This window comes from Cellulosimicrobium sp. GQ32, from assembly GCF_059758455.1.
On the sequence record NZ_JCAXEP010000015.1, the window covers coordinates 54,432 to 74,921 of the forward strand.

Genomic DNA, 20,490 nt, shown 5'->3' on the forward strand with positions numbered 1-20,490 from the left:
GTACGCCACCCGGGGAGCGTGAGACAGTACGACCTGTGAGCAGCGACGACGCCCTCTCCTGGACCAACTGGGCCCGCACGGCCTCCGCGACCCCGCGCCGTCGGGCCTCCCCGCGCGACGAGGCCGAGCTGGGCGAGCTCGTCGCCCGCGCCGCCGCCGACGGGATGTCGGTGCGGGCCGTCGGCGCGGGCCACTCCTTCACCCCCGCGGCGGTCACCGACGGGCTCCTGCTCGACCTGGACCGCATCGGCCTGGTCGAGCGCATCACCCGCGGCACGGGCGCGCCCGGCGAGGCCGACGCCGACGCGATCCTCGTGACGGTCGGGGCGGGGATCCGGCTGCACCGGCTCAACGAGGCACTCGCCGCTGCGGGTCTCGCGATGCGCAACCTGGGCGACATCGACCGGCAGTCGATCGCCGGTGCGATCTCGACGGGCACGCACGGGACCGGGGCCCGCCTCGGCGGGATCGCGACCCAGGTGCGCGGCGTCCGCGTCGTCGGCGCGGACGGCGAGGTGCGCGAGGCGTCGGCGACGCAGGACCGCGACCTGTTCGAGGTGAGCCGCCTGGGTCTCGGCGTCACGGGTGTCCTGTCGGCGGTCACGCTCGAGGTCGTCCCGGCGTTCCTGCTCCGCGCGCAGGAGGAGCCGTGGCCGCTCGACCGCGTGCTCGAGGGGCTCGGCACGTCGGACGACCCGGAGGGGCTCGTCGGGGGCAACGACCACTTCGAGTTCTACTGGTTCCCGCACACGCGCCGAGCGCTGACCAAGCGCAACAACCGGCTCGCGCCCGACGAGGAGACGGCGGAGCTCGAGCGCCTGCGGACCACCGGGCCCGGGCCGGTCGCGCGGGCGCGCACGTGGGTCGACGAGGAGCTGCTGTCCAACGGCGCGTTCGAGCTCGTCAACCGGCTCGCCACGGCGGTCCCGCGCGCCACGCCGCGGCTCAACGCCGTCTCGGCGCGGGCGCTCGCGCCCCGGACGTACGTCGCGCCGTCGCACCAGGTCTTCGTCACGTCGCGCCGCGTCCGGTTCCGCGAGATGGAGTACGCCGTGCCGCGCGAACGCCTGGTCGACGTCCTGTCGAGCATCGACCGCTGGCTCAACCGGTCGGGCGAGCACGTGCCCTTCCCGGTCGAGGTCCGGTTCGCGGCGCCCGACGACGTCTGGCTGTCCACGGCGCACGGGCGCGAGACCGCGTACGTGGCGGTGCACCAGTACGCGCGCCTGCCGCACGAGCGGTACTTCGACGCCGTCGAGCGCATCGTCGCCGAGGTCGGCGGGCGCCCCCACTGGGGCAAGCTCCACGGGCTCGGCGCCGACCGGTTCCGCGAGCTCTACCCCCGGTTCGACGACGCGGTGGCGGTCCGCGACGCGGCGGACCCCGCCGGGGTGTTCGCGAACGCCTACACGGACCGGGTCCTCGGGCGGGCGCCGGGAGCGTCCGCGCGCGGCTGACGGCCGCTCGCGCGCCCCCCGGTCAGGAGACGGGCTCCGGGCCGTGCTCGCGCACGGGCGATCCGTCGGGACGGACCATGAGCGACAGCACGTACTCGGCGAGCGCGTGAAAGCTGCGGACCGCGGTCTCGTCGTCCTGCTCGACGAGCCACGCGATCTCGATGCCGTCGATGTACCCGGCGACGATGCGCGAGAGGAAGCCCATGTCCATCGAGTAGGTGACGTTCCCGCGCTCGGCGACGTTCTCGAGGAAGCCGCGGGTCATCGCCCACGTCTGCTCCAGGTGCGTGTGCGCCACGGACCGCAGCGCGCGGCTTCGCACGCCCGCCGTCGCGAACTCGAACGTGAGGAGGCGCATGTGCCGGCGCGGGGTCAGCCCGCTCCAGAGGCCGTCGGCAGCCGCGTGCGCGAGCTCCACGACGTCGCCGTCGACGTCGAGGGCGGCGCGGACAGGCTCGGACGCGACCAGGGCGAGGCTGTTGCCCATCGCCTGGAGGAGCTCGTCCTTGTCCTCGAAGCAGTAGTGCACGACGCCGAGCGACACGCCGGCCTCGGCCGCGACGCCGCGGATCGTGACGGCCTCGACGCCCTCGCGGACGGCGATGGTCATCGCCGCGTCGACGAGCTGGGCTCGGCGTTCTTCGACGGACATTCGGTTCATGTGCGATTCATCCCATGTGTCGTTCTTGGGAAAGTCAAACACATCGATGCGCTCTCAGCGATCGTAAGGCCTGCTCGTGGGCCTGGCACCCGGGACGCCGGGAGGCGAGAATGGCGAGCCGGACCCGCTGTACCCGTCACGCCCCCTGCCCCCGACGAAGGACGACCGTGCCCCGACCGCGCCACCCTCGCACCCTCTGGACCCTTGCGACCCTCGCGACCGCGGCGCTCGCCCTCGCGGGCTGCGGCGGTCCCGCGGACGCCGGGGTGGACGACGCGCCGGTCACGTACGACGTCCCCGAGGTCCCCGTCCGGGTCACCGCTCCCCCGGGCTGGGAGCGAGTCACCCGCGACGGCGCCTTCGCGCTGCGCGCGCCGAGCGGGTCGGGGTCGCAGGACTTCCGGGCGAACGTCGTCGTGACGGGCACGCAGTCCGCGAAGACGCTCGAGCAGGCAGGCGCGAGGACCGCCGCGTCCGTCGACGCGATCCCCGGCTGGATCCCGGACGCCGACGGCCAGGGCACGACCACCCTCGGCGAGCTCCCCGCCTTCCGTGTCGCGGGCACGTACGAGACGGCGGGGACGGTGGTCGTGCAGGAGATCCTGGCGGTCCGGACGGGCGACGCGCCGGACGACTGGGTCGTCGACCTCACGGCTTCCTATGCCGAGGGCGACGCCGACGCCGCCGCGCAGACGCGCGCGATCCTCGAGAGCGTGGAGCTCGTCCCCGCGGGCTGACCTCACGCGGGCGGCGTCCCGACGGCGACGACGAGCGCCGTCGCGACGGCCGCGACGCCCTCCCCACGGCCCGTGAGGCCGAGCCCGTCGGTCGTCGTGGCCGTGAGGGTCACGGGGGCCCCCGCGGCGGCCCCGAGGGCCGCCTCGGCCTCCGCACGGCGGGGCCCGAGGCGCGGACGGTTGCCGATGACCTGGACGGCCACGTTCCCGATCTCGAACCCTGCCGCGCGCACCCGGCGCGCCGCCTCGGCGAGCAGTCGCGACCCGCTGGCCCCGGCCCACTCGGGCGCGCTCGTCCCGAAGTTCGACCCCAGGTCCCCGAGCCCCGTCGCCGAGAACAGCGCGTCCGCGGCGGCGTGCGCCGCGACGTCCGCGTCCGAGTGCCCGGCGAGGCCGCGCTCACCCGGCCACAGCAGGCCGCCGAGCCACAGCTCCCGCGCCTCGCCCTCGGGGGCGAACGCGTGCACGTCGACGCCGACGCCGGTGCGCGGCAACGGAGGGACGGCGGCGCGCGGCGGCGCGCCCTCGGCGTGCCCCGCGGGGGTCGTCATCGTTCCTCCCGGAGGGTCAGCGCGGCGACGCGCAGGTCGTGGGCGGTGGTGATCTTGGCCGCCGCGGGGTCCCCGGGCACGACGTGGACCGGAAGCCCGAGCGCCTCGACCAGGCCGGCGTCGTCGGTCGCGGCGGACCGCTCGTCGTCCGCCCGGTGGGCCGCGGACTCGTGCGCCCGGACGAGGAGCGAACGGTCGAACCCCTGCGGGGTCTGCACCGCGCGCAGCGCCGCCCGGTCCACGGTCTCGGCCACGGGCTCCGCGTGGGACGGGTCCTCCGCCCGCGCGGGCGCCACGCGCTTGATCGTGTCCGTGACCGGCAGCCCGGGCACGACCGCGGCGTGGCCCGCTCGCACGGCCTCGACGACGCGGCGGACCAGCGCGGGCGGCGCGAGCGGCCGCGCCGCGTCGTGGACGAGCACGACGTCGAACGGCTCCGAGACCGGCTCCGAGACCATCTCCGGGACCGGCTCTGCGTCCGGCCCCTCGACCAGTCCCGCGCGCAGTCCCGCGGCGACGGAGGCCTGGCGCGTCCCTGCGCCCTCGACGACGCGCACAGGACGGTCCACGGCCGGATCGTCCCGGAGCACCGTCGCGACGTGCTCCCGCAGGCCGGACGGCGCCGTGACGACGATCGCGTCGACCGCGCCGGACGCACACAGGCGCCGCGCGGCGTGCACGACGAGCGGCAGACCGTCGAGCTCGACGAGGGCCTTGGGCAGGTCGAGGCCCAGTCGGGTCCCGGAGCCCGCGGCGGTGAGGACGGCAAGAGTGGGCACGGGCACACGCTACCGGGCACGACGACGGGGAGGGTGCCGTCCGTGCGGACGGCACCCTCCCCGGTGTCTGCTGTGCTGATCGTCGCGGGCGTGCGCCCGGGGCGTCAGGAGGCCAGCACCTCGTCGAGGATCGCCTCGGCCTTGTCCTCCTCGGTGTGCTCGGCCAGCGCGAGCTCCGAGACGAGGATCTGCCGGGCCTTCGAGAGCATGCGCTTCTCGCCGGCAGAGAGGCCACGGTCGGCGTCCCGGCGCGACAGGTCGCGCACGACCTCCGCGACCTTGATCACGTCGCCCGACGCCAGCTTCTCGAGGTTCGCCTTGTACCGACGCGACCAGTTGGTCGGCTCCTCGGTGTAGGGTGCACGCAGCACCTCGAAAACGCGGTCGAGACCCTCCTGGCCGACGACGTCACGCACGCCGACGAGGTCGACGTTCTCGGCTGGGACTTCGATGGTCAGGTCGCCCTGCGCGACCTTGAGCTTGAGGTAGATCTTGTCCTCTCCGCGGATGGTGCGCGTCTTGATCTCCTCGATCAGTGCGGCTCCGTGGTGCGGGTAGACAACGGTCTCGCCTACTGTGAACGTCATCTGCAGATGTCCCCTTTCGCGGTGGTCCACCTTACCACGCGGAAGGGCGGAAATCCGAGCCCCTGCGCCCCTTGACAAGCCGCACCCGACGACGTTTTCCCAGGTCAGCGCAGTGTCAGCGCGCCTCACGAACTTCGCACGGAGGGCCGCAGGGCCGTCCCGACCGCCGCCCGACGCTCCCGGCGCGCGCGCGACCTCGCGTGACGCCGCTCACGCCGCCCGCCCGAGGTACCGGTTCCGGCCGCCCGGCCTCGCCCGACGCACTAGGCTGGGCGCGGAATCCAGTCCCCCCTCTCGCAGCCCTGGAGTGCACCGTGACCCGCATCCCGACCCCCCGAGCAGCGACCCGTGCGGCGTCCCGAGCGACCGGCCGCGCGCGCTACTGGGCCGTCCCCCTCGTGGTCGCGAGCGTGGCCGTCGCGGCCGCCTGCTCCCCCATCGAGACGAACCGCCCCTACTCGCCGTCGGACGGCCTGCGCGTCAACCTCACCGACGACCTGCGAGGGCTCAACCTCCTCGTCGTGAGCGCGGCCGAGGGCGACGCCGGCGCGCTCGTCGGAGCCTTCGCGAACGACTCGACCGAGGACGTGGAGTTCGACGTGACGCCCGAGGGCGGCGACCCGGTGACCATCCCCGTCGCCGCCGGCGAGACGGTGTACCTCGGGGCCGAGGACGGGTTCGACGCGCAGATCGGCCGCGTCGACGCAGCTCCGGGCGGCGTGCTGCCCGTGACGGTCAGCGTGACGTCGGGCGAGGAGCAGAGCCTCTCGCTGCCGGTCCTGGACGGCACCCTCGAGGAGTACGCGCACCTGCTGCCGTGAGCCGGCGGTCCGGGCCCGGGAACAGGCTCGGAAATGGGCTCGGACCGTGTCACCGGCAGGCGCTAGCCTTCGCGTGCCCGCCCCGGCCGTCGTGGTCGGGGCACGTCCACGAAGGAACCCTGGTGACCCTGACCCGTAGCACCCGTCGGCCGCTCCTCCTCGTCGTGAGCGCCGTCGCCCTCGCCCTGACCGCATCGGGCTGTGGAGCGATCCTCGACGAGATCACAGGACCGTCCGAGGCCCAGCGCGACGAGCCCGGTGGCGAGGTGACCGAGGCGTCGGACGCCGACGTCTTCTCGGTCCAGGTGGGCGACTGCATCGTGACCGCGAAGCTCCCCGACGGTGAGAACGTCGAGTCCGTGCCCGTCGTCCCGTGCTCCGAGCCGCACGACGCCGAGGTCTACGCCGAGACCGAGCTCCCCGAGGGCGACTACCCCGGGGACGAGGCGATCGAGGCGAGCGCCGACGAGTTCTGCCTCGGGGAGTTCGAGGCGTTCGTGGGCGTCTCCTACGACGAGTCGGCCTACTACTACTGGCCGTTCACCCCCCGCGAGGAGGGGTGGAACACCCTGGACGACCGCGTGATCCAGTGCGTCCTCGACACCGACGGCACCGACGTCACCGGGTCGCTCCAGGGCTCGGCGACCTGACCTCGCGCCCCGCGCACGACGGCGCCCCTCCCCCGCGTGGGGAGGGGCGCCGTCGTCGGTCCGCCCGGCCTGCCAGGGCCGCCAGCGCTCAGATCACCCGAAGCGGCCCGAGATGTAGTCCTCGGTCGCCTGCTGGGTGGGCGAGGAGAACATCGTCGCGGTGTCGTCCATCTCGATGAGGCGCCCGGGCTTGCCGGTGCCCGCGATGTTGAAGAACGCGGTGCGGTCGCTCACGCGCGCGGCCTGCTGCATGTTGTGCGTGACGATGACGATCGTGTACTCGTCCTTCAGCTCCGCGATGAGGTCCTCGATCGCGAGCGTCGAGATCGGGTCGAGCGCCGAGCAGGGCTCGTCCATGAGGAGCACCTGAGGCTTGACGGCGATGGCGCGCGCGATGCACAGGCGCTGCTGCTGGCCGCCGGAGAGGCCTGAGCCCGGGCGGTCGAGACGGTCCTTCACCTCGTTCCACAGGTTCGCGCCGCGCAGGGACGACTCGACGAGGTCCTCGGCGTCGGACTTCGAGATCCGCTTGTTGTTGAGCTTGACCCCGGCGAGGACGTTCTCCTTGATGGACATCGTCGGGAACGGGTTGGGCCGCTGGAAGACCATGCCGACCTGACGACGGACGGCGACCGGGTCGACGTCGTCCCCGTAGAGGTCCACGCCCTCCATCGCGACCGTCCCCTCGACGCGCGCGCCGGGGATGACCTCGTGCATGCGGTTGAGGGTCCGCAGGAACGTCGACTTGCCGCAGCCCGACGGGCCGATGAAGGCCGTCACGGACTTGGGGTCGATCGTCATGCCGACGTCCTGCACGGCGAGGAAGTCGCCGTAGTAGATGTTGAGGTCCTTGACGTCGATGCGCTGTGCCATCGGAGCTGTCCTGTTCTAGCGGAGGGTCTTGGGGGCGAACCAGCGGGTGACGAGTCGCCCGACGAGGTTGAGCAGCATGACGATGAGGATCAGCGTCAGGGCGGCCGCCCAGGCCCGGTCGTAGTTGATGTCGGGGATGCACACGACGTCGGTGACGTTGCTGCAGGGCACCAGGCCCTGGCTGTACTGCCGGTACACGTACACGGGCAGCGTCATCATCCGCCCCTCGAAGAGGTTGCCGTTGATGGAGTCGACGACGCCGACGGTGATGAGGAGCGGCGCGGTCTCGCCGATGACGCGCGCGACGGCGAGCATGACGCCCGTCGTGATGCCCGCGATCGACGTGCGCAGCACGACCCGCACCACGGTGAGCCACTTGGGCACGCCGAGCGCGTAGGCCGCCTCGCGCAGCTCGTTGGGCACGAGCCGGAGCATCTCCTCGCACGAGCGGACGACGACGGGGATCATGAGGACGGACAGCGCGACCGAGCCGACGATGCCCATGCGCACCCCCGGCCCGAAGATCACCGCGAAGAGCGCGTACGCGAAGAGGCCGGCGACGATCGACGGGATGCCCGTCATGACGTCGACGAAGAACGTCACCGCGCGCGCCAGGGGACCGCGCCCGTACTCGACGAGGTAGATCGCGGCGAGCAGGCCGATCGGCACCGAGATCACCGCGGCGCCCAGCGTGATGAGCAGCGTGCCGAGGATCGCGTGGTAGATGCCGCCCGCGTCCATGCCGCCGAACACCCCGCGCATGGAGTGCGTGAGGAAGTAGACGTCGAACCGCTCCATGCCGTGCACGACGACGGTCCACGCGACCGACACGAGCGGCACCATCGCGAGGGCGAACGCGCTCCACATGAGGACCGTCATCGTGCGGTCCTTGCGGCGGCGGCGGGCGTCGGCGCCGCGCAGGAGCGCGCGGACGGACGCGGTGCGCTCCGGGTCGGGGGCGGAGGCCCCGCGCGCGGGGCTGGTGCTGAGGGCGCTCATCAGTTGGCTCCCGAGAAGTCCTTGCGCCGCGCGACGATCGCGCGGGCGCCCATGTTGACGAGCAGGGTGATGAGGAACAGCGCGAGGCCCGTCGCGATGAGCGCGCTCACCCCGAGCGGGTTGGCCTCGGGGAAGTCGGCCGCGATGTTCGCGGCGATCGTCTGCTGCTGCCCGGCCTGCAGGATCTTGAACGAGTAGAGGAGCCCGGGCGAGAGGATCATGAGCACGGCCATCGTCTCGCCGAGCGCGCGACCGAGGCCGAGCATCGCGGCCGAGATGACGCCCGAGCGGCCGAACGGGATGACCGCCGTGCGGATCATCTCCCAGCGTGTCGCGCCGAGCGCGAGCGCCGCCTCCTCGTGGAGCTTCGGCGTCTGGAGGAACACCTCGCGGCTCACGGCGGTGATGATCGGCAGGATCATCACCGCGAGCACGAGCGCGACGGTGAGCAGCACACGGCCGGTCGGCGAGGCCGGGCCGGCGAAGAGCGGGAACCAGCCGAACGTGTCGGCGAGCCACGACCACACCGGGACGACGATCGGCGGGAGCACGAGCGAGCCCCACAGGCCGTAGACGACGCTGGGGATCGCCGCGAGCAGGTCGACGACGTACCCGAGGGTCGAGGCGAGCCGGCGCGGCGCGTAGTGCGAGATGAAGAGCGCGATCCCCATGGCGACAGGAGTCGCGAGGAGGAGCGAGAGCGCCGCCGCGAGGAGCGTGCCGAAGATCAGCGGCCCCACGAAGGACACGAGCGACGCGCCCTCCGGGAACCAGGACACCTCCTCGGACAGCACGTCCCCACCCGCGGTGAGCGCGGGCCACGCGCGGATCACGAGGAAGATCGCGACCGCGGCGAGGACGGCGAGGATGAGCCCCCCGGCGCCGGTCGCCGTCCAGCGGAACCCGCGGTTCACGCCGCGGTCGGTGTTCCGCGCACGACGGCGCGGGGCGCCCGTGCGCGGTGCGCCGGACGGGCCGCCCGGCGCGGGGCCCGGCGTCGTGGGTGGGGCTGTGGTGGTCACTCGTGCTCCCGGTGCGTGCGGTCCTGCTGCGTGAGGTCTGGGTCGCGGACGATCTCGCGGGTCAGGGGCGGCGGGGCCCGCAGGCCCCGCCGCCCCCTGGGTCCCGGTCGTCAGCCGGCGGCGCCGACCGTGATGGCCTCGATCGCCGCGTGGACGTCCGTGCGCAGGTCCTCCGAGATCGGCGCGTTGCCCGCGGCCGACGCGGAGGCCGACTGGCCCTCCTCGCTCGAGATGTAGGTGAGGAACGCCTTGACGAGGTCACCCGTCGCCTCGTCCTCGTAGTTCAGGCACGCGATCGCGTACGAGACGAGCACCAGCGGGTAGGCGCCGGCCTCGGTGGTCGTGCGGTCGAGCTCGACCGCGATGTCGTGGTCGTGGCGACCCTCGACGCGCGGCGACGCGTCGACGACCTTGGCCGCGGCCTCGGGCGAGTACGCGACCCACTCCTCGCCGACCTTGATCTTCGCGGTGCCGAGGTCGCCGGCCTTCGAGGCGTCGGCGTAGCCGATCGTGCCCTCGCCGCCCTGGACGGTCTGCACGACGCCCGAGGTGCCCTGCGCGGACTCGCCGCCCTGCGTCGGCCAGTCACCGCTCGGCTCGTGGCCCCACGCGTCGCCCGCCGTCGCGGCGAGGTACTCGGTGAAGTTCTCGGTCGTGCCCGACTCGTCGGAGCGGTGGACCGGCGTGATCGCGAGGTCCGGGAGCGTCGCGTCCGGGTTGTCCGCGGCGATCTCCGGCGCGTTCCACTGCGTGATCGTGCCGTTGAAGATGCCCGCGATCGTGGCCGGCGCGAGGTTGAGCTCCGCGACGTCCGGCAGGTTGTAGATGATGGCGATCGGGCTGACGTAGACGGGGAGGTCGATCGCGCCGTCGGGGCCGCACACGGCCTGCGACTGGGTGATCTCCTCCTCCTTGAGCACCGCGTCCGAGCCGGCGAACGCGACGCCGCCCTCGAGGAACTGGGTGCGACCACCACCGGAGCCGACCGGGTCGTAGTTCACGGTGACGTCGGGGTTCGCGCTCTGGAACCCGGCGCGCCACGCCTCCATGGCGGACTCCTGCGAGCTCGCGCCCGCACCGTTGAGCTCACCGCTGAGGTCGCTCGCGGTCTCGGAGGAGCCCTCGGAGGAACCGTCGGTGGCGCCGTCGGCGCTGCCGACGGGGTCGTCCGACCCGCAGGCGGCGAGGGTCAGCGCGAGCGCACCGATCGCGACGGCGGATCCAGCACGGGAGAATCGGCTGAGCTTCACTCTTCGTTCCATCCTGTTCAAGCGTCTCGTGGCACCAGCGAGCGCCGGTGACGAGCCCGACGCTAGGAGCGCCGGGTGACGCGTTCCCCGAGAGCGGGTGAACGACGGATGAACAGTGCACAGACCTTCCGTGCCACGCTCCCGGCCGGTTCGCCGGGCGAGGTCGGGCCCCGGGGCTGCACGACGACGGCCCCGGCGCGTCCGTGAGGGACGCGCCGGGGCCGTTCGTGCGCTGCGCCGGAGTGGTCAGGCCTGGCCGACCCCGTCCGCGATCTTGTACCCCAGGCCGCGCACCGTGAGCAGGTAGCGCGGGCTCGCGGGCTCGGGCTCGATCTTCGACCGGATGCGCTTCACGTGGACGTCGAGCGTCTTGGTGTCGCCCACGTAGTCGGTGCCCCAGACCCGGTCGATGAGCTGCCCGCGCGTGAGCACGCGCCCTGCGTTGCGCAGCAGCAGCTCCAGGAGCTCGAACTCCTTGAGGGGGAACGGCACGACCTGGCCGTCGACGCTCACCGTGTGCCGCTCGACGTCCATGCGGACCGGGCCGACCTCCAGCGCGCTCTCCGCGACGACCTCGCCACCGTTCTCGCCGCCCTTGCGGCGCAGCACGGCGCGCACGCGCGCGAGCAGCTCGCGGAACGAGTACGGCTTCGTCACGTAGTCGTCCGCACCCAGCTCGAGGCCCACGACCTTGTCGATCTCCGAGTCCTTCGCCGTGAGCATGATGACCGGCACGTCACCGCGCTGCCGCAGCTCGCGGCACACCTCGGTGCCGCTCAGCCCGGGGAGCATGAGGTCGAGCAGGACCAGGTCCGCCCCGTCCGCGTCGAACCGCTCCAGCGCCTCGGTGCCCGTCGCCGCCTCGACGACGTCGAAGCCCTCACGTCGCAGCTGGTACGTCAACGGGTCGCGGTACGACTCCTCGTCCTCCACCACCAGGATGCGCGTCACGCGCCTACCTCCTTGTTCTGAACGTCGTCGGGTGCGGGGGCCTCCACGGCCCGCCGCACGTCGTGCTGCACGGTCACCGGGTTCGCCCCGGCCGTGCCCTCGTCCGCCGTCGCGTCGTGGGTCGTGCCCGACGGCGCGCCGTGCGCCTGCCCGACCGGCACGTCCGCCGCGGGGATCCGGAGCGTGAAGGTCGAGCCGCGCCCGGGCTCGGACCACATGGTGACCTCGCCACCGTGGTCGGCGGCGACGTGCTTGACGATGCTGAGGCCGAGGCCCGTCCCGCCGGTGTCGCGCGAGCGCGCGGGGTCCACCCGGTAGAACCGCTCGAACACGCGGGCCTGCTCGTCGGCCGAGATGCCGATGCCCTGGTCCACGACGGCGATCTCGACCAGGTCGTCCGCGAGCGAGACGCCGACGCCCACGCGCGTGTTCTCGCCCGAGTAGGCGACCGCGTTGTCGAGCAGGTTGCGCACCGCGGTCACGAGCAGGTTGTGGTCGCCGTACACGGCGGCGTCGAGCTCGCCCCCGGTCGTGAGCGTGATGCCCTTGCCCTGCGCGGTCGTGCGCGCGCGGTCCACCGCCTCCTCGATCACGCCCCGCACCGGCACCACGGTGACCTCTTGGAGCGCGCCCGCGACCTGGAGCCGCGAGAGCTCGATGATCTCCTGCACGAGCGCGGAGAGGCGCGTCGCCTCCGACTGCATGCGCGCGGAGAACCGCCGCACCGCCACCGGGTCGTCGGCGGCGTCCTGCACCGTCTCGGCGAGCAGCGCGAGCGCCCCGACCGGGGTCTTCAGCTCGTGGGACACGTTCACGACGAAGTCGCGGCGGATCGCCTCGACGCGCCGCGCCTCCGTGCGGTCCTCCGCGAGGACGAGCATGTGCTGCGGGCCCACCTGGGCGACACGGACCTGCAGCATGACCGTGCCCCGACCGACCGGACCGCGCGGGAGCTCGAGCTCCTCGTCGCGGATCACGCCGTCGCGGCGCACGTCGTCGATCATGTCGCGGATCGCCGCGTGCGCGATCGCGTCGCCCCGGACCACGCCGAGCGCGTACGCGGGCGGGCTGGCGCGCACGACCTCGGCCTCCTCGTCGAGCACGACCGCGGCGGAGCGCAGCACGGCGAGCACCCGGACCAGACCTTCGTCGAGCTCGGGCGCCGGCTCCGACCGCGCGGCACGCTGCTGGCGCTCGCTCACGCGGAACGCGATGGCCGCGATCACGCCGACGACGACGCCCACGACGCCGGCGGCCAGCACGGTCGCGCCCTCGATGAGACTCTCGGCTTGCACACGTCCAGCCTACGGTCGTGCGCGCGCCCGACCCGTCGATCCGGCGCCCCACGGGCGGGCGCCGCCAAGAGTTCACCTGGCGGCGCCCTGGAGTTCACCGCCCGGTCGACCGCGCCTGCGAGCGTGACAGGAGCCGACGGCGTGCCCGGGCGCCGCCCGGCGCGCAGGGGTGCACGCCGTCACGGACCGGACCGACCGGTCACGACGAGAGGGAAGCGATGCGGGAGATCTTCGAGGCCGAGCTGAAGCAGGTCGGCGACGACCTGGCCGAGATGAGCCGGCTGGTGGAGTCGGCCGTCAACCGCGCGGGGCAGGCGCTCCTCACGGCGGACCTGCAGCTCGCGCAGTCGGTCATCGGCGACGATCACACGATCGACGCCCTCGAGCGCGAGCTCGACGAGCGCTGCGTGCTCCTCCTCGCGCAGCAGCAGCCCGTGGCCACCGACCTGCGGGTCGTGGTCAGCGCGCTGCGCATGAGCGCCACCCTGGAGCGCATGGGCGACCTCGCCCGGCACATCGCACAGGTCGCGCGCGGCCGCTACCCGGCCCGCGCCATCGAGCCGTCGCTGCACCGGACGTTCGAGCAGATGCACGACGCCGCGGTGCGCGTCGCCCGCCGCACGACGACGCTCCTCACGACGCGCGACCTCACCGTCGCCGCGAACATCGAGCGCGACGACGACCTGCTCGACAAGCTCCACCAGGACACCTTCACCGCGCTGCTCGACGGCACGTGGACGGGGACCCCGCAGGAGACGGTCGACGTCACCCTCGTGGGCCGCTACTACGAGCGCTTCGGCGACCACGGCGTGTCCATCGCCAAGCGCGTGACGTACCTCGTCACCGGCGACTTCGCCGACGACCGCGGCACCCCGGCCGGCTCCGCCCGCGCCACGGCCTGACGATCATCCGCGCGAGGCCGTACCTCGGTCGGTCGAGAGCGAACCCTGGTCGGCCGAGGTAGAGCCCTGGTCCGCCGAGGTAGAGCCCTGGTCCGCCGAGGTAGAGCCGCGGTCACCGTGCCCGACGGCGTGTGGCTGGGTTTGGGTGGTCGGGGTGGGTGGTGGTGCCGCGTCTACCATCCGCCGCTCGTTCCTCGCGGCTCCCGCCAGGCCCGCCACGACGCGGCACCACCACCCACCCCGCCCGGCGTCGTCTCACCCTGGTCCTCACCCGGGCAACGGCCCGCGGTGTCGGTCTAACCCCTGCCGTGCCACCGGTTGTCGTGCGTTCGGCGTTCCGCTGTCCCGCTGTTCCGCCGTCGGCACAGTCCCGATGCTGCCCCGCCGTATCGAGCAGGCAGTCGGGACGCTGGCCGTCGACGGCGGCAATCCGGCCGCGCCGGGCGACCCACCGTCGTTGGCCGTGACCACAGCTCTACCTCGCGCGACCACGGCTCTTCCTCGCGCGACCGGGGCCCCTCTGCCGGCCCACGGTCTACCGGCGCGATCGCCGTTCTCCCTCGGCCGAGCCCGGTTCTCCCTCGAGACCGCGGTTCTCCCTCACGCCCCGGGTCGAAGACCCTTCCGCGCGCACGACAGACGGGCGTGGCCCGCCCGGAGATCCGGACGGGCCACGGTCGTCTCTGCGTGCGGGCGGTCAGCGACCCTGGTTCGCGACTGCGGCGGCGGCCTCGGCGGCGGCCTCGGGGTCGAGGTAGCGGCCACCCTTCGTCACCGGCTTGAGGTCCTCGTCGAGCTCGTAGAGCAGCGGGATGCCGGTGGGGATGTTGAGCGCGGCGATGTCCTCGTCGGAGATGCCGTCGAGGTGCTTGACGATCGCGCGCAGCGAGTTGCCGTGCGCCGCGACGAGGACGGTCTTGCCGGCCTTCAGGTCCGGGACGACCTCACCGTCCCAGTACGGCAGGGCGCGCTCGAGCACGTCCTTGAGGCACTCGGTGCGCACGACGGGTGCGTCGGCGTAGCGCGGGTCCGCGTCCTGGGAGAACTCGGAGCCGAGCTCGATCTGGGGCGGCGGGACGTCGTACGAGCGGCGCCAGAGCATGAACTGCTCCTCGCCGAACTCCTCGAGCGTCTGCTTCTTGTTCTTGCCCTGGAGCGCACCGTAGTGCCGCTCGTTGAGGCGCCACGACCGCTTCACGGGGATCCAGTGGCGGTCCGCGGCATCGAGCGCGAGGTTCGCCGTCGTGATGGCGCGGCGCAGGAGCGAGGTGTGCACGACGTCGGGCAGGACGCCGGCCTCGGTGAGGAGCTGACCGCCGCGCTTCGCCTCCTCGGTCCCCTTCTCCGACAGGGCGACGTCCACCCAGCCGGTGAACAGGTTCTTGGCGTTCCATTCGCTCTCGCCGTGGCGGAGCAGCACGAGGGTGTAGGTCATGGGTTCCATCCTGCCGCACGGCCCGGCGCGCGGGCACCCGCGTCCCACGTGGTGGTGACCGTCGCCGTCGGGCGTGGGACGAAGGTCCGGGAATCGGGCGGGCGGCGCGCACGTTGCCCGGACATGCCGATCGACGGAGAGTACGCCCCCAGCCCGAGCGCCTGGTCCCGCAAGCAGGCCGAGTCCTACGAGTCGTCCGGCGGGACGCGCAGCACGACCCTGAACGGGATGCCGGTGGTCGTGCTCACGACCCTCGGTCGACGCACCGGCAAGGTCCGCAAGACGCCGCTCATGCGGGTCGAGCACGACGGCACGTACGCGGTCGTCGCGTCGCTGGGCGGTGCCCCTGCGCACCCCGTCTGGTACCACAACGTCCTGGCGCACCCCCAGGTCGAGCTCCAGGACGAGGCCGAGCGCCACGACTACGTCGCGCGCGAGGTCCACGGCGAGGAGAAGGCGCTCTGGTGGGAGCGCGCCGTCGCGGCCTACCCGCCGTACGCGGACTACCAGCAGAAGACGTCGCGCGAGATCCCCGTCCTGGTCCTGGAGCGCACCGCACCGGACGCCTGACCCGCAGCGAGGTCCGCGACGTCAGCGCGCCGCGCGGACCTTGCGCGCCTGCACGTAGACGTCGAGCATGCGCAGCGCGGCGGTGTCCCAGCCGAACCGCTGGCCGGCGCGCCGGGCGCCGTCGCCGAGCGCGGCGAGACGGTCGTCGTCGGCGAGCAGGTCGCCCAGCACGCGCGCCCATGTCGCGGGGTCGTGGTCGGGCACCAGCACGCCGGAGACCTGGTCCTCGACCACCGTCCGCAGCCCGCCGACGGCGGCCGCGACGACGGGCGTGCCGCTCGCCTCGGCCTCGGCCGCGACGAGCCCGAACGACTCGTTGTGCGACGGCACGGCGACGACGTCGGCCGCGCGGTACCAGCCGGCGAGCTCGTCGCGCGGGACCGGCGGTCGCACGACGAGCCGGTCGCTCACCCCGACCTGGTAGGCGAGCGCCTCGAGCTCGCGCACCGCCGTCGGGCGCCCGCTCGGGCCACCCAGCACGACGAGCGTCGGCACGGGCTCGCCGCGCTCGGCGAGGACGCCGAGCGCCCGGACGAGCACGTCAGGACCCTTGAGCGGCTGCACGCGCCCCGCGAAGAGCACGAGCCCGCCGTCGGTGGGCAGCCCCAGCCCGGCCCGCAGCGCCCGGCGCCGCTCCCGCCGCGCGGCGCCGTCAGCCGCCGACGCGCTGCCGGGGTCCGGGGAGAACAGGTCGAGGTCGACGCCCGGGGGCACGACGTGCACGCGCGCGGGATCGGCGGCGTAGTCGCGCACGAGGTCGTCCGCCTCGGCGTCCGTGCTCGCGACGAGCGCGTCCGCCTCGGCGACGACCTGCTCCTCCCCGATGATCCGGCCCAGCGGCTCAGGCGCGTCGCCCGGGGCGAGCGCGGCGTTCTTCACGCGCGCGAGCGTGTGCATGGTGTGCACGAGCGGGACGTCCCAGCGGTCCGCCGCGAGCCAGCCCACCTGCCCGGAGAGCCAGTAGTGCGTGTGGACCACGTCGTACCAGCCCTCGTGGTGCCGCGCCTCCGCGCGCAGCACCCCCGCCGTGAAGGCGCAGAGCTGGCCGGGCAGGTCGTTCTTGTCGAGCCCCTCGAAGGGCCCGGCGACGACGTGGCGCACCGTCACGCCGTCGGACACCTCGACCTTGCGGGGCTGGCTCGACGCCGTCGCGCGCGTGAAGATCTCGACCTGCGTGCCGCGGCGCGCGAGCGCGTGCGCGAGCTCCGTGACGTACACGTTCATACCGCCCGCGTCGCCCGTGCCCGGCTGGTCGAGGGGCGACGTGTGCACGGAGAGCATGGCGACCCGCAGCGGGGTCGACGGGCCCGGGGAGACGCCCTCCGGCAGCTCGAGCGCGGTCACGGCGGGTCAGGCCTCCACGACGCACGCCGGGGCGGGCAGCGCGAGCACGTCGACCACGTGGGCGCCGCCGTCCGAGCGCCGCACGCGCAGGAGCGCGAGGTTCGACGTCGGCTCCTCCCCGGCGGGGGCGTCCGGCCGCTCGAGCAGCGGGTCGTCGTTCTGGTTCGCGACGACGACGAGGTCGTGCAGCGGCTCGTCGGGCGCCCCGGAGCCGGTGAGGACGGCGAAGTGGCGCGGCCAGGCGCCGCCGACCGGGGAGTCGGCGAGGTGGCGCAACGAGGGAACCCCGCCGTCGGGCCCCGGCTCGACCGCGTGCACGGCGAGCACGTCGGCACCGCGCACCGCAACGAGGACGCGCGTGCCGTCCGCCGAGACCGCGACGTGCGAGGGGTAGTTCCCGCCGCCCGCGGGGGCCGCGGCGTGCGTGACGTCGTAGCGCGCGACCACGTCGTACGTGCGCGTGCCGTCGGAGCCGTCGACCGGGGCGAGGACGAACAGCGCCGGGTCGAGCTCGCCGACCACCACGAGGTGCCCGGACGGCAGCACGGCGAGGTGGCGCGGGCCGGTCCCCGGCGGGAAGGTCGCGACGACGCGCGGGGCCGAGCCGTCGGGGGCCGCGGGATCGTGCCGGCGCAGCTCGTCGGTCCCCAGGTCGACGACGAGCACGTCGCCGCTGCCGTCGTCCGCCGCACCGAGGTGCGCGAGCGGGGCGACGAAGTGGGCGTGCGGCCCCTCCTGGCGGTCGGCGACCGGACCCGTCCCCGCGTGGCCCTGGCGGCGCACGCCGGTGCCGGGCCGGTCGCCCGCCGCTGCGGCGAGCGCGCCGTCCGCGGCCCTCGCGACGGCCGTGAGGACGCCGTCCCCGTAGTTCGCGACGAGCACGTCGCCGCTCACGACGACGTGGCACGGGTACGAGCCGCCCGTGGCGACGCGCTCGCCCCGGGGCACGAGGCCACCGTCCGGCCCGACCGCGAACGCCGACACCGAGCCGTCCTCCGTCTCCCCCACCGCGTACAGCGTCGCGCCGTCGAGAGCGAGGAACGACGGCGACGGCGACTCGGCCGCGAGCGCGCCGCTCCCGAACGACCCGGTCCCGGCCGCAGCGTCGACGTCGAGCCCGACGCGCCACACGCCCTCCGCACCGCCGTTCGCCGGGTGCGGGTAGGTGCCGATCCAGAGGGCGCGGGTCGCGGAGGTCATGACCCGAGCCTAGTTCTCCGGGCACATGCCTCCGGCACCCGCCCGCGACCGGCCGGCGGCACGGAGCCCGCGGACGCGAGAGCGCCCCGCCGACGGACTCGTCGGCAGAGCGCTCCGGTGCTCGTGCGGCGTCGCGTCAGTGCGCGGCGTCGTACGCCGTCTGGATCTCCTGGGAGATGCGGCCGCGGTCGTTCACGGTGTAGCCGTTGGCGCGCGCCCACTCGCGGACCTCGGTCGCACGGGCCGAGCCGGAGGAGCGGCTGCTGCGACGCGCGGGACGGGCCGCGCTCGTGCGGGACGAGACCTTGCGCGCGTTGCCGACCCAGGACGCGAGAGCGTCGCGCAGCTCCTGCGCATTCTTGGTGCTGAGGTCGATCTCGTAGGAGACGCCGTCGAGCGCGAACGTGACGGTCTCGTCGGCCGCGCCCCCGTCGAGGTCGTCGACGAGAATTACCTGGACTTTCTGGGCCACTGTGGTTACCTCACGCTTCACAGGAATGATTGTCCTCGTCAGGATGCCATCGAAAAGTCGGGACCGTCAATTGGCCACGCCGTTGTCCGGCACGTGTCTCTCGCGAGGAGCCCACCATTCCTGGACGCGGGTACATTATTTTGTGGCTCTTTGCACGCGGTAACGGGCGATGCTCAGGAGTCGCGCGAGGGCGCGACATTCCCGTCGACGCCCGATTCCTGCTCCGCGTCCAGGCGCGCGAGCGCGGCACGCTCGTTGCGGTCCGCGCGCACGATGGCGCGCATCGCGACGTAGAAGAGGATGCCGACGCCGATCGACGGGATCAGTGCCGCGACGGTGGGCCAGATGTCCATGCTGTCGTCCCTCGGTCTCTCGGGTGCTACTGCTGCGCGGGCTTCACGAGCGGGAAGAGGATGGTCTCGCGGATGCCCAGCCCGGTGAGCGCCATGAGCAGGCGGTCGATGCCCAGGCCCATGCCGCCCGACGGGGGCATCGCGTACTCCATCGCGGTGAGGAAGTCCTCGTCGATGCGCATGGCCTCCTCGTCGCCGGCGGCCGCGAGCAGGGCCTGGGCCTCGAACCGCTGGCGCTGGACGACCGGGTCCACGAGCTCCGAGTAGGCGGTCGCGAGCTCGACGCCGCGCACGTAGAGGTCCCACTTCTCGACCTGGCCGCGCACCGTCCGGTGGTCGCGCGTGAGCGGGGAGGTCTCGACGGGGAAGTCGCGCACGAACGTCGGCGCGACGAGGTGGTCGCCCACGAGGTGCTCCCACAGACCCTCGACGAGCTTTCCGTGGTTGACGTTCTTCGGGTCGAACGTGAGCTCGAACTTGTCGGCGTACGTCAGCAGCGACTCGACCGACGTCTCGGGCGTGATCGCCTCGCCCAGCGCGTCCGAGAGGGAGTCGTACATCCTCAGCTGCGTCCATTCGCCGCCGAGGTCGTATTCCGTCCCGTCGGCGAGCGTGACGAGCGTCTTCCCGAGCGCGTCCTGCGCGGCCCGCTGCACCAGGTTCTGGGTGAGCACAGCCATCGTGTCGTAGTCGCCGTAGGCCTCGTACGCCTCGAGCATCGCGAATTCCGGCGAGTGCGTGGAGTCCACGCCCTCGTTGCGGAAGTTGCGGTTGATCTCGAACACCTTCTCGACACCGCCGACCGCCGCGCGCTTGAGGAACAGCTCCGGGGCGATACGCAGGAACAGGTCGATGTCGAAAGCATTCATGTGCGTCTCGAACTGGCGCGCCGCCGCGCCTTCCGGGCGCGTCTGGAGCATCGGCGTCTCGACCTCGACGAAGCCGCGCTCCCAGAAGTTCTCACGGATCGAGCGCACGACGGCGGCACGCAGGCGCACCGTGTCCCGGGCGGCCGGGCGCGCGATGAGGTCGACGTAGCGCTGGCGCACGCGCGCCTCCTCCGAGAGCTCCTTGTGGAGCACCGGGAGCGGCCGCAGCGCCTTCGCGGCGATCTGCCACGCGTCGGCGAACACGCTCAGCTCGCCGCGGCGCGAGCTGATGACACGGCCGTGCGCGAAGAGGTGGTCGCCCAGGTCGACGTCCGCCTTGAACGACGCGAGCGACTCCTCGCCGACGACGGCCTGGCTCAGCATGACCTGGAGGCGGTTGCCCTCGCCGTCCTGGAGCGTGACGAAGCACAGCTTGCCGGTGTTGCGCAGGAACACGACGCGACCGGCCACGCCGACCTCGTCCTGCGTCTCCTCGCCGGTCTCCAGGTGCGCGTACGCGGCCCGGACGTCGGCGATCGTGGTCGTGCGCGGGACGGACACGGGGTAGGGCTCGTCGCCGCGCGCGAGGATCCGCTCGCGCTTCTCGCGGCGGACCTGCATCTGCTCCGGCACGTCGTCGACGTGCTCCTCGGGCTCGCGCGCGTCAGGAGAAGGGGTTCCGGCGGGGGAGGTCACCCGAGGATTCTACCGA

22 protein-coding genes are annotated in these 20,490 nt (G+C 73.3%); 6 read left to right on the plus strand and 16 right to left on the minus strand.

All coding sequences use genetic code 11. The annotated features are described in order from the left end of the window. The first annotated feature begins 35 nt into the window (after window positions 1–35). On the plus strand, window positions 36–1,457 hold the full coding sequence (locus AC6CH9_RS19110; RefSeq protein ID WP_498156306.1) for a D-arabinono-1,4-lactone oxidase: 1,422 nt from the start codon (window positions 36–38) through the stop codon (window positions 1,455–1,457). A gap of 22 nt (window positions 1,458–1,479) precedes the next feature. Here AC6CH9_RS19110 and AC6CH9_RS19115 read toward each other — a convergent pair whose 3' ends face one another. Next, complete coding sequence (locus tag AC6CH9_RS19115) at window positions 1,480–2,118, minus strand: TetR/AcrR family transcriptional regulator (protein ID WP_087469838.1); 639 nt, start codon at window positions 2,116–2,118, stop codon at window positions 1,480–1,482. Between the two features lie 167 nt (window positions 2,119–2,285). Here AC6CH9_RS19115 and AC6CH9_RS19120 point away from each other — a divergent pair, with 167 nt between their 5' ends. Continuing rightward, window positions 2,286–2,855 (plus strand): LpqN/LpqT family lipoprotein, encoded by a 570-nt coding sequence (locus AC6CH9_RS19120; RefSeq protein WP_498156307.1) that lies wholly within the window; start codon window positions 2,286–2,288, stop codon window positions 2,853–2,855. 2 nt (window positions 2,856–2,857) lie between these two features. On the opposite strand, the gene ispF is transcribed toward AC6CH9_RS19120, so the two are convergent. From ispF to AC6CH9_RS19135, 3 genes are all read right to left on the minus strand, one after another. Further along, window positions 2,858–3,406, minus strand: coding sequence for a 2-C-methyl-D-erythritol 2,4-cyclodiphosphate synthase (ispF, locus tag AC6CH9_RS19125; RefSeq protein ID WP_498156308.1), 549 nt, complete (start codon window positions 3,404–3,406; stop codon window positions 2,858–2,860). Next, window positions 3,403–4,185 carry an IspD/TarI family cytidylyltransferase gene (locus AC6CH9_RS19130; protein WP_498156309.1) on the minus strand — a complete coding sequence of 261 codons (783 nt, stop codon included), beginning with the start codon at window positions 4,183–4,185 and terminating at the stop codon, window positions 3,403–3,405. Before AC6CH9_RS19130 ends, ispF begins: the two co-directional genes overlap by 4 nt. Before the next feature lie 104 nt (window positions 4,186–4,289). Beyond that, window positions 4,290–4,772 (minus strand): CarD family transcriptional regulator, encoded by a 483-nt coding sequence (locus tag AC6CH9_RS19135; protein WP_031315710.1) that lies wholly within the window; start codon window positions 4,770–4,772, stop codon window positions 4,290–4,292. A 314-nt stretch (window positions 4,773–5,086) separates the two neighbouring features. On the opposite strand from AC6CH9_RS19135, the gene AC6CH9_RS19140 reads away from it, so the two are divergent. Together AC6CH9_RS19140 and AC6CH9_RS19145 are read left to right on the plus strand one after the other, a co-directional pair. After that, window positions 5,087–5,593, plus strand: coding sequence for a hypothetical protein (locus AC6CH9_RS19140; RefSeq protein WP_498156310.1), 507 nt, complete (start codon window positions 5,087–5,089; stop codon window positions 5,591–5,593). A 122-nt stretch (window positions 5,594–5,715) separates the two neighbouring features. Further along, complete coding sequence (locus AC6CH9_RS19145; protein WP_498156311.1) at window positions 5,716–6,243, plus strand: septum formation family protein; 528 nt, start codon at window positions 5,716–5,718, stop codon at window positions 6,241–6,243. A gap of 93 nt (window positions 6,244–6,336) precedes the next feature. On the opposite strand, the gene pstB is transcribed toward AC6CH9_RS19145, so the two are convergent. The 6 genes from pstB to AC6CH9_RS19175 form a co-directional block, all read right to left on the minus strand. Further along, window positions 6,337–7,116 (minus strand): phosphate ABC transporter ATP-binding protein PstB, encoded by a 780-nt coding sequence (gene pstB, locus AC6CH9_RS19150; RefSeq protein WP_047233890.1) that lies wholly within the window; start codon window positions 7,114–7,116, stop codon window positions 6,337–6,339. A gap of 15 nt (window positions 7,117–7,131) precedes the next feature. Beyond that, on the minus strand, window positions 7,132–8,115 hold the full coding sequence (gene pstA, locus AC6CH9_RS19155; protein WP_047233891.1) for a phosphate ABC transporter permease PstA: 984 nt from the start codon (window positions 8,113–8,115) through the stop codon (window positions 7,132–7,134). Beyond that, entirely contained in the window at window positions 8,115–9,137 is a 1,023-nt protein-coding gene (gene pstC / locus AC6CH9_RS19160) for a phosphate ABC transporter permease subunit PstC (protein WP_498156312.1), read from the minus strand. Before pstC ends, pstA begins: the two co-directional genes overlap by 1 nt. A 110-nt stretch (window positions 9,138–9,247) precedes the next feature. Next, window positions 9,248–10,387 carry a phosphate ABC transporter substrate-binding protein PstS gene (gene pstS, locus AC6CH9_RS19165; RefSeq protein WP_471700181.1) on the minus strand — a complete coding sequence of 380 codons (1,140 nt, stop codon included), beginning with the start codon at window positions 10,385–10,387 and terminating at the stop codon, window positions 9,248–9,250. Between the two features lie 246 nt (window positions 10,388–10,633). Next, window positions 10,634–11,338 carry a response regulator transcription factor gene (locus AC6CH9_RS19170; protein WP_087469847.1) on the minus strand — a complete coding sequence of 235 codons (705 nt, stop codon included), beginning with the start codon at window positions 11,336–11,338 and terminating at the stop codon, window positions 10,634–10,636. Next, window positions 11,335–12,633 carry a sensor histidine kinase gene (locus AC6CH9_RS19175; protein WP_498156313.1) on the minus strand — a complete coding sequence of 433 codons (1,299 nt, stop codon included), beginning with the start codon at window positions 12,631–12,633 and terminating at the stop codon, window positions 11,335–11,337. Before AC6CH9_RS19175 ends, AC6CH9_RS19170 begins: the two co-directional genes overlap by 4 nt. Window positions 12,634–12,851: 218 nt before the next feature. Between AC6CH9_RS19175 and phoU the strand changes: the two genes are divergently transcribed. Beyond that, on the plus strand, window positions 12,852–13,535 hold the full coding sequence (phoU, locus tag AC6CH9_RS19180; RefSeq protein ID WP_087469848.1) for a phosphate signaling complex protein PhoU: 684 nt from the start codon (window positions 12,852–12,854) through the stop codon (window positions 13,533–13,535). Between the two features lie 697 nt (window positions 13,536–14,232). Here the strand turns inward: phoU and AC6CH9_RS19185 are convergent. After that, window positions 14,233–14,970: a phosphoglyceromutase gene (locus tag AC6CH9_RS19185; protein WP_498156314.1), complete on the minus strand. Its 738-nt coding sequence runs from the start codon at window positions 14,968–14,970 to the stop codon at window positions 14,233–14,235. A 123-nt stretch (window positions 14,971–15,093) separates the two neighbouring features. On the opposite strand from AC6CH9_RS19185, the gene AC6CH9_RS19190 reads away from it, so the two are divergent. Beyond that, window positions 15,094–15,540: a nitroreductase family deazaflavin-dependent oxidoreductase gene (locus tag AC6CH9_RS19190; RefSeq protein WP_498156315.1), complete on the plus strand. Its 447-nt coding sequence runs from the start codon at window positions 15,094–15,096 to the stop codon at window positions 15,538–15,540. A gap of 21 nt (window positions 15,541–15,561) precedes the next feature. Here the strand turns inward: AC6CH9_RS19190 and mshA are convergent, their stop codons facing one another. From mshA to lysS, 5 genes are all read right to left on the minus strand, one after another. After that, window positions 15,562–16,821 carry a D-inositol-3-phosphate glycosyltransferase gene (gene mshA / locus AC6CH9_RS19195; protein ID WP_498156340.1) on the minus strand — a complete coding sequence of 420 codons (1,260 nt, stop codon included), beginning with the start codon at window positions 16,819–16,821 and terminating at the stop codon, window positions 15,562–15,564. Window positions 16,822–16,890: 69 nt separating this feature from the next. After that, the gene (locus tag AC6CH9_RS19200) at window positions 16,891–18,084 is read right to left on the minus strand and encodes a lactonase family protein (RefSeq protein ID WP_498156316.1); all 1,194 of its coding nucleotides are present in this window, start codon (window positions 18,082–18,084) and stop codon (window positions 16,891–16,893) included. A 136-nt stretch (window positions 18,085–18,220) separates the two neighbouring features. Then, the gene (locus AC6CH9_RS19205) at window positions 18,221–18,556 is read right to left on the minus strand and encodes a histone-like nucleoid-structuring protein Lsr2 (RefSeq protein ID WP_237840325.1); all 336 of its coding nucleotides are present in this window, start codon (window positions 18,554–18,556) and stop codon (window positions 18,221–18,223) included. A gap of 173 nt (window positions 18,557–18,729) precedes the next feature. Next, entirely contained in the window at window positions 18,730–18,909 is a 180-nt protein-coding gene (locus AC6CH9_RS19210; RefSeq protein WP_498156317.1) for a hypothetical protein, read from the minus strand. Window positions 18,910–18,935: 26 nt separating this feature from the next. Beyond that, window positions 18,936–20,399, minus strand: a complete 1,464-nt coding sequence (gene lysS / locus AC6CH9_RS19215) for a lysine--tRNA ligase (RefSeq protein ID WP_498156341.1) — start codon at window positions 20,397–20,399, stop codon at window positions 18,936–18,938. Window positions 20,400–20,490 lie beyond the last annotated feature (91 nt).

Bases quoted from the DNA above. Each gene is read 5' to 3' on its own strand.
- AC6CH9_RS19115 (WP_087469838.1), bottom strand. From the start codon at position 2,118: ATGAACCGAATGTCCGTCGAAGAACGCCGAGCCCAGCTCGTCGACGCG.
- ispF (WP_498156308.1), bottom strand. From the start codon at position 3,406: ATGACGACCCCCGCGGGGCACGCCGAGGGCGCGCCGCCGCGCGCCGCC.
- AC6CH9_RS19135 (WP_031315710.1), bottom strand. From the start codon at position 4,772: ATGACGTTCACAGTAGGCGAGACCGTTGTCTACCCGCACCACGGAGCC.
- pstB (WP_047233890.1), bottom strand. From the start codon at position 7,116: ATGGCACAGCGCATCGACGTCAAGGACCTCAACATCTACTACGGCGAC.
- pstA (WP_047233891.1), bottom strand. From the start codon at position 8,115: ATGAGCGCCCTCAGCACCAGCCCCGCGCGCGGGGCCTCCGCCCCCGAC.
- phoU (WP_087469848.1), top strand. From the start codon at position 12,852: ATGCGGGAGATCTTCGAGGCCGAGCTGAAGCAGGTCGGCGACGACCTG.
- AC6CH9_RS19185 (WP_498156314.1), bottom strand. From the start codon at position 14,970: ATGACCTACACCCTCGTGCTGCTCCGCCACGGCGAGAGCGAATGGAAC.
- AC6CH9_RS19190 (WP_498156315.1), top strand. From the start codon at position 15,094: ATGCCGATCGACGGAGAGTACGCCCCCAGCCCGAGCGCCTGGTCCCGC.
- mshA (WP_498156340.1), bottom strand. From the start codon at position 16,821: ATGCTCTCCGTGCACACGTCGCCCCTCGACCAGCCGGGCACGGGCGAC.
- AC6CH9_RS19200 (WP_498156316.1), bottom strand. From the start codon at position 18,084: ATGACCTCCGCGACCCGCGCCCTCTGGATCGGCACCTACCCGCACCCG.
- AC6CH9_RS19210 (WP_498156317.1), bottom strand. From the start codon at position 18,909: ATGGACATCTGGCCCACCGTCGCGGCACTGATCCCGTCGATCGGCGTC.
- lysS (WP_498156341.1), bottom strand. From the start codon at position 20,399: ATGCAGGTCCGCCGCGAGAAGCGCGAGCGGATCCTCGCGCGCGGCGAC.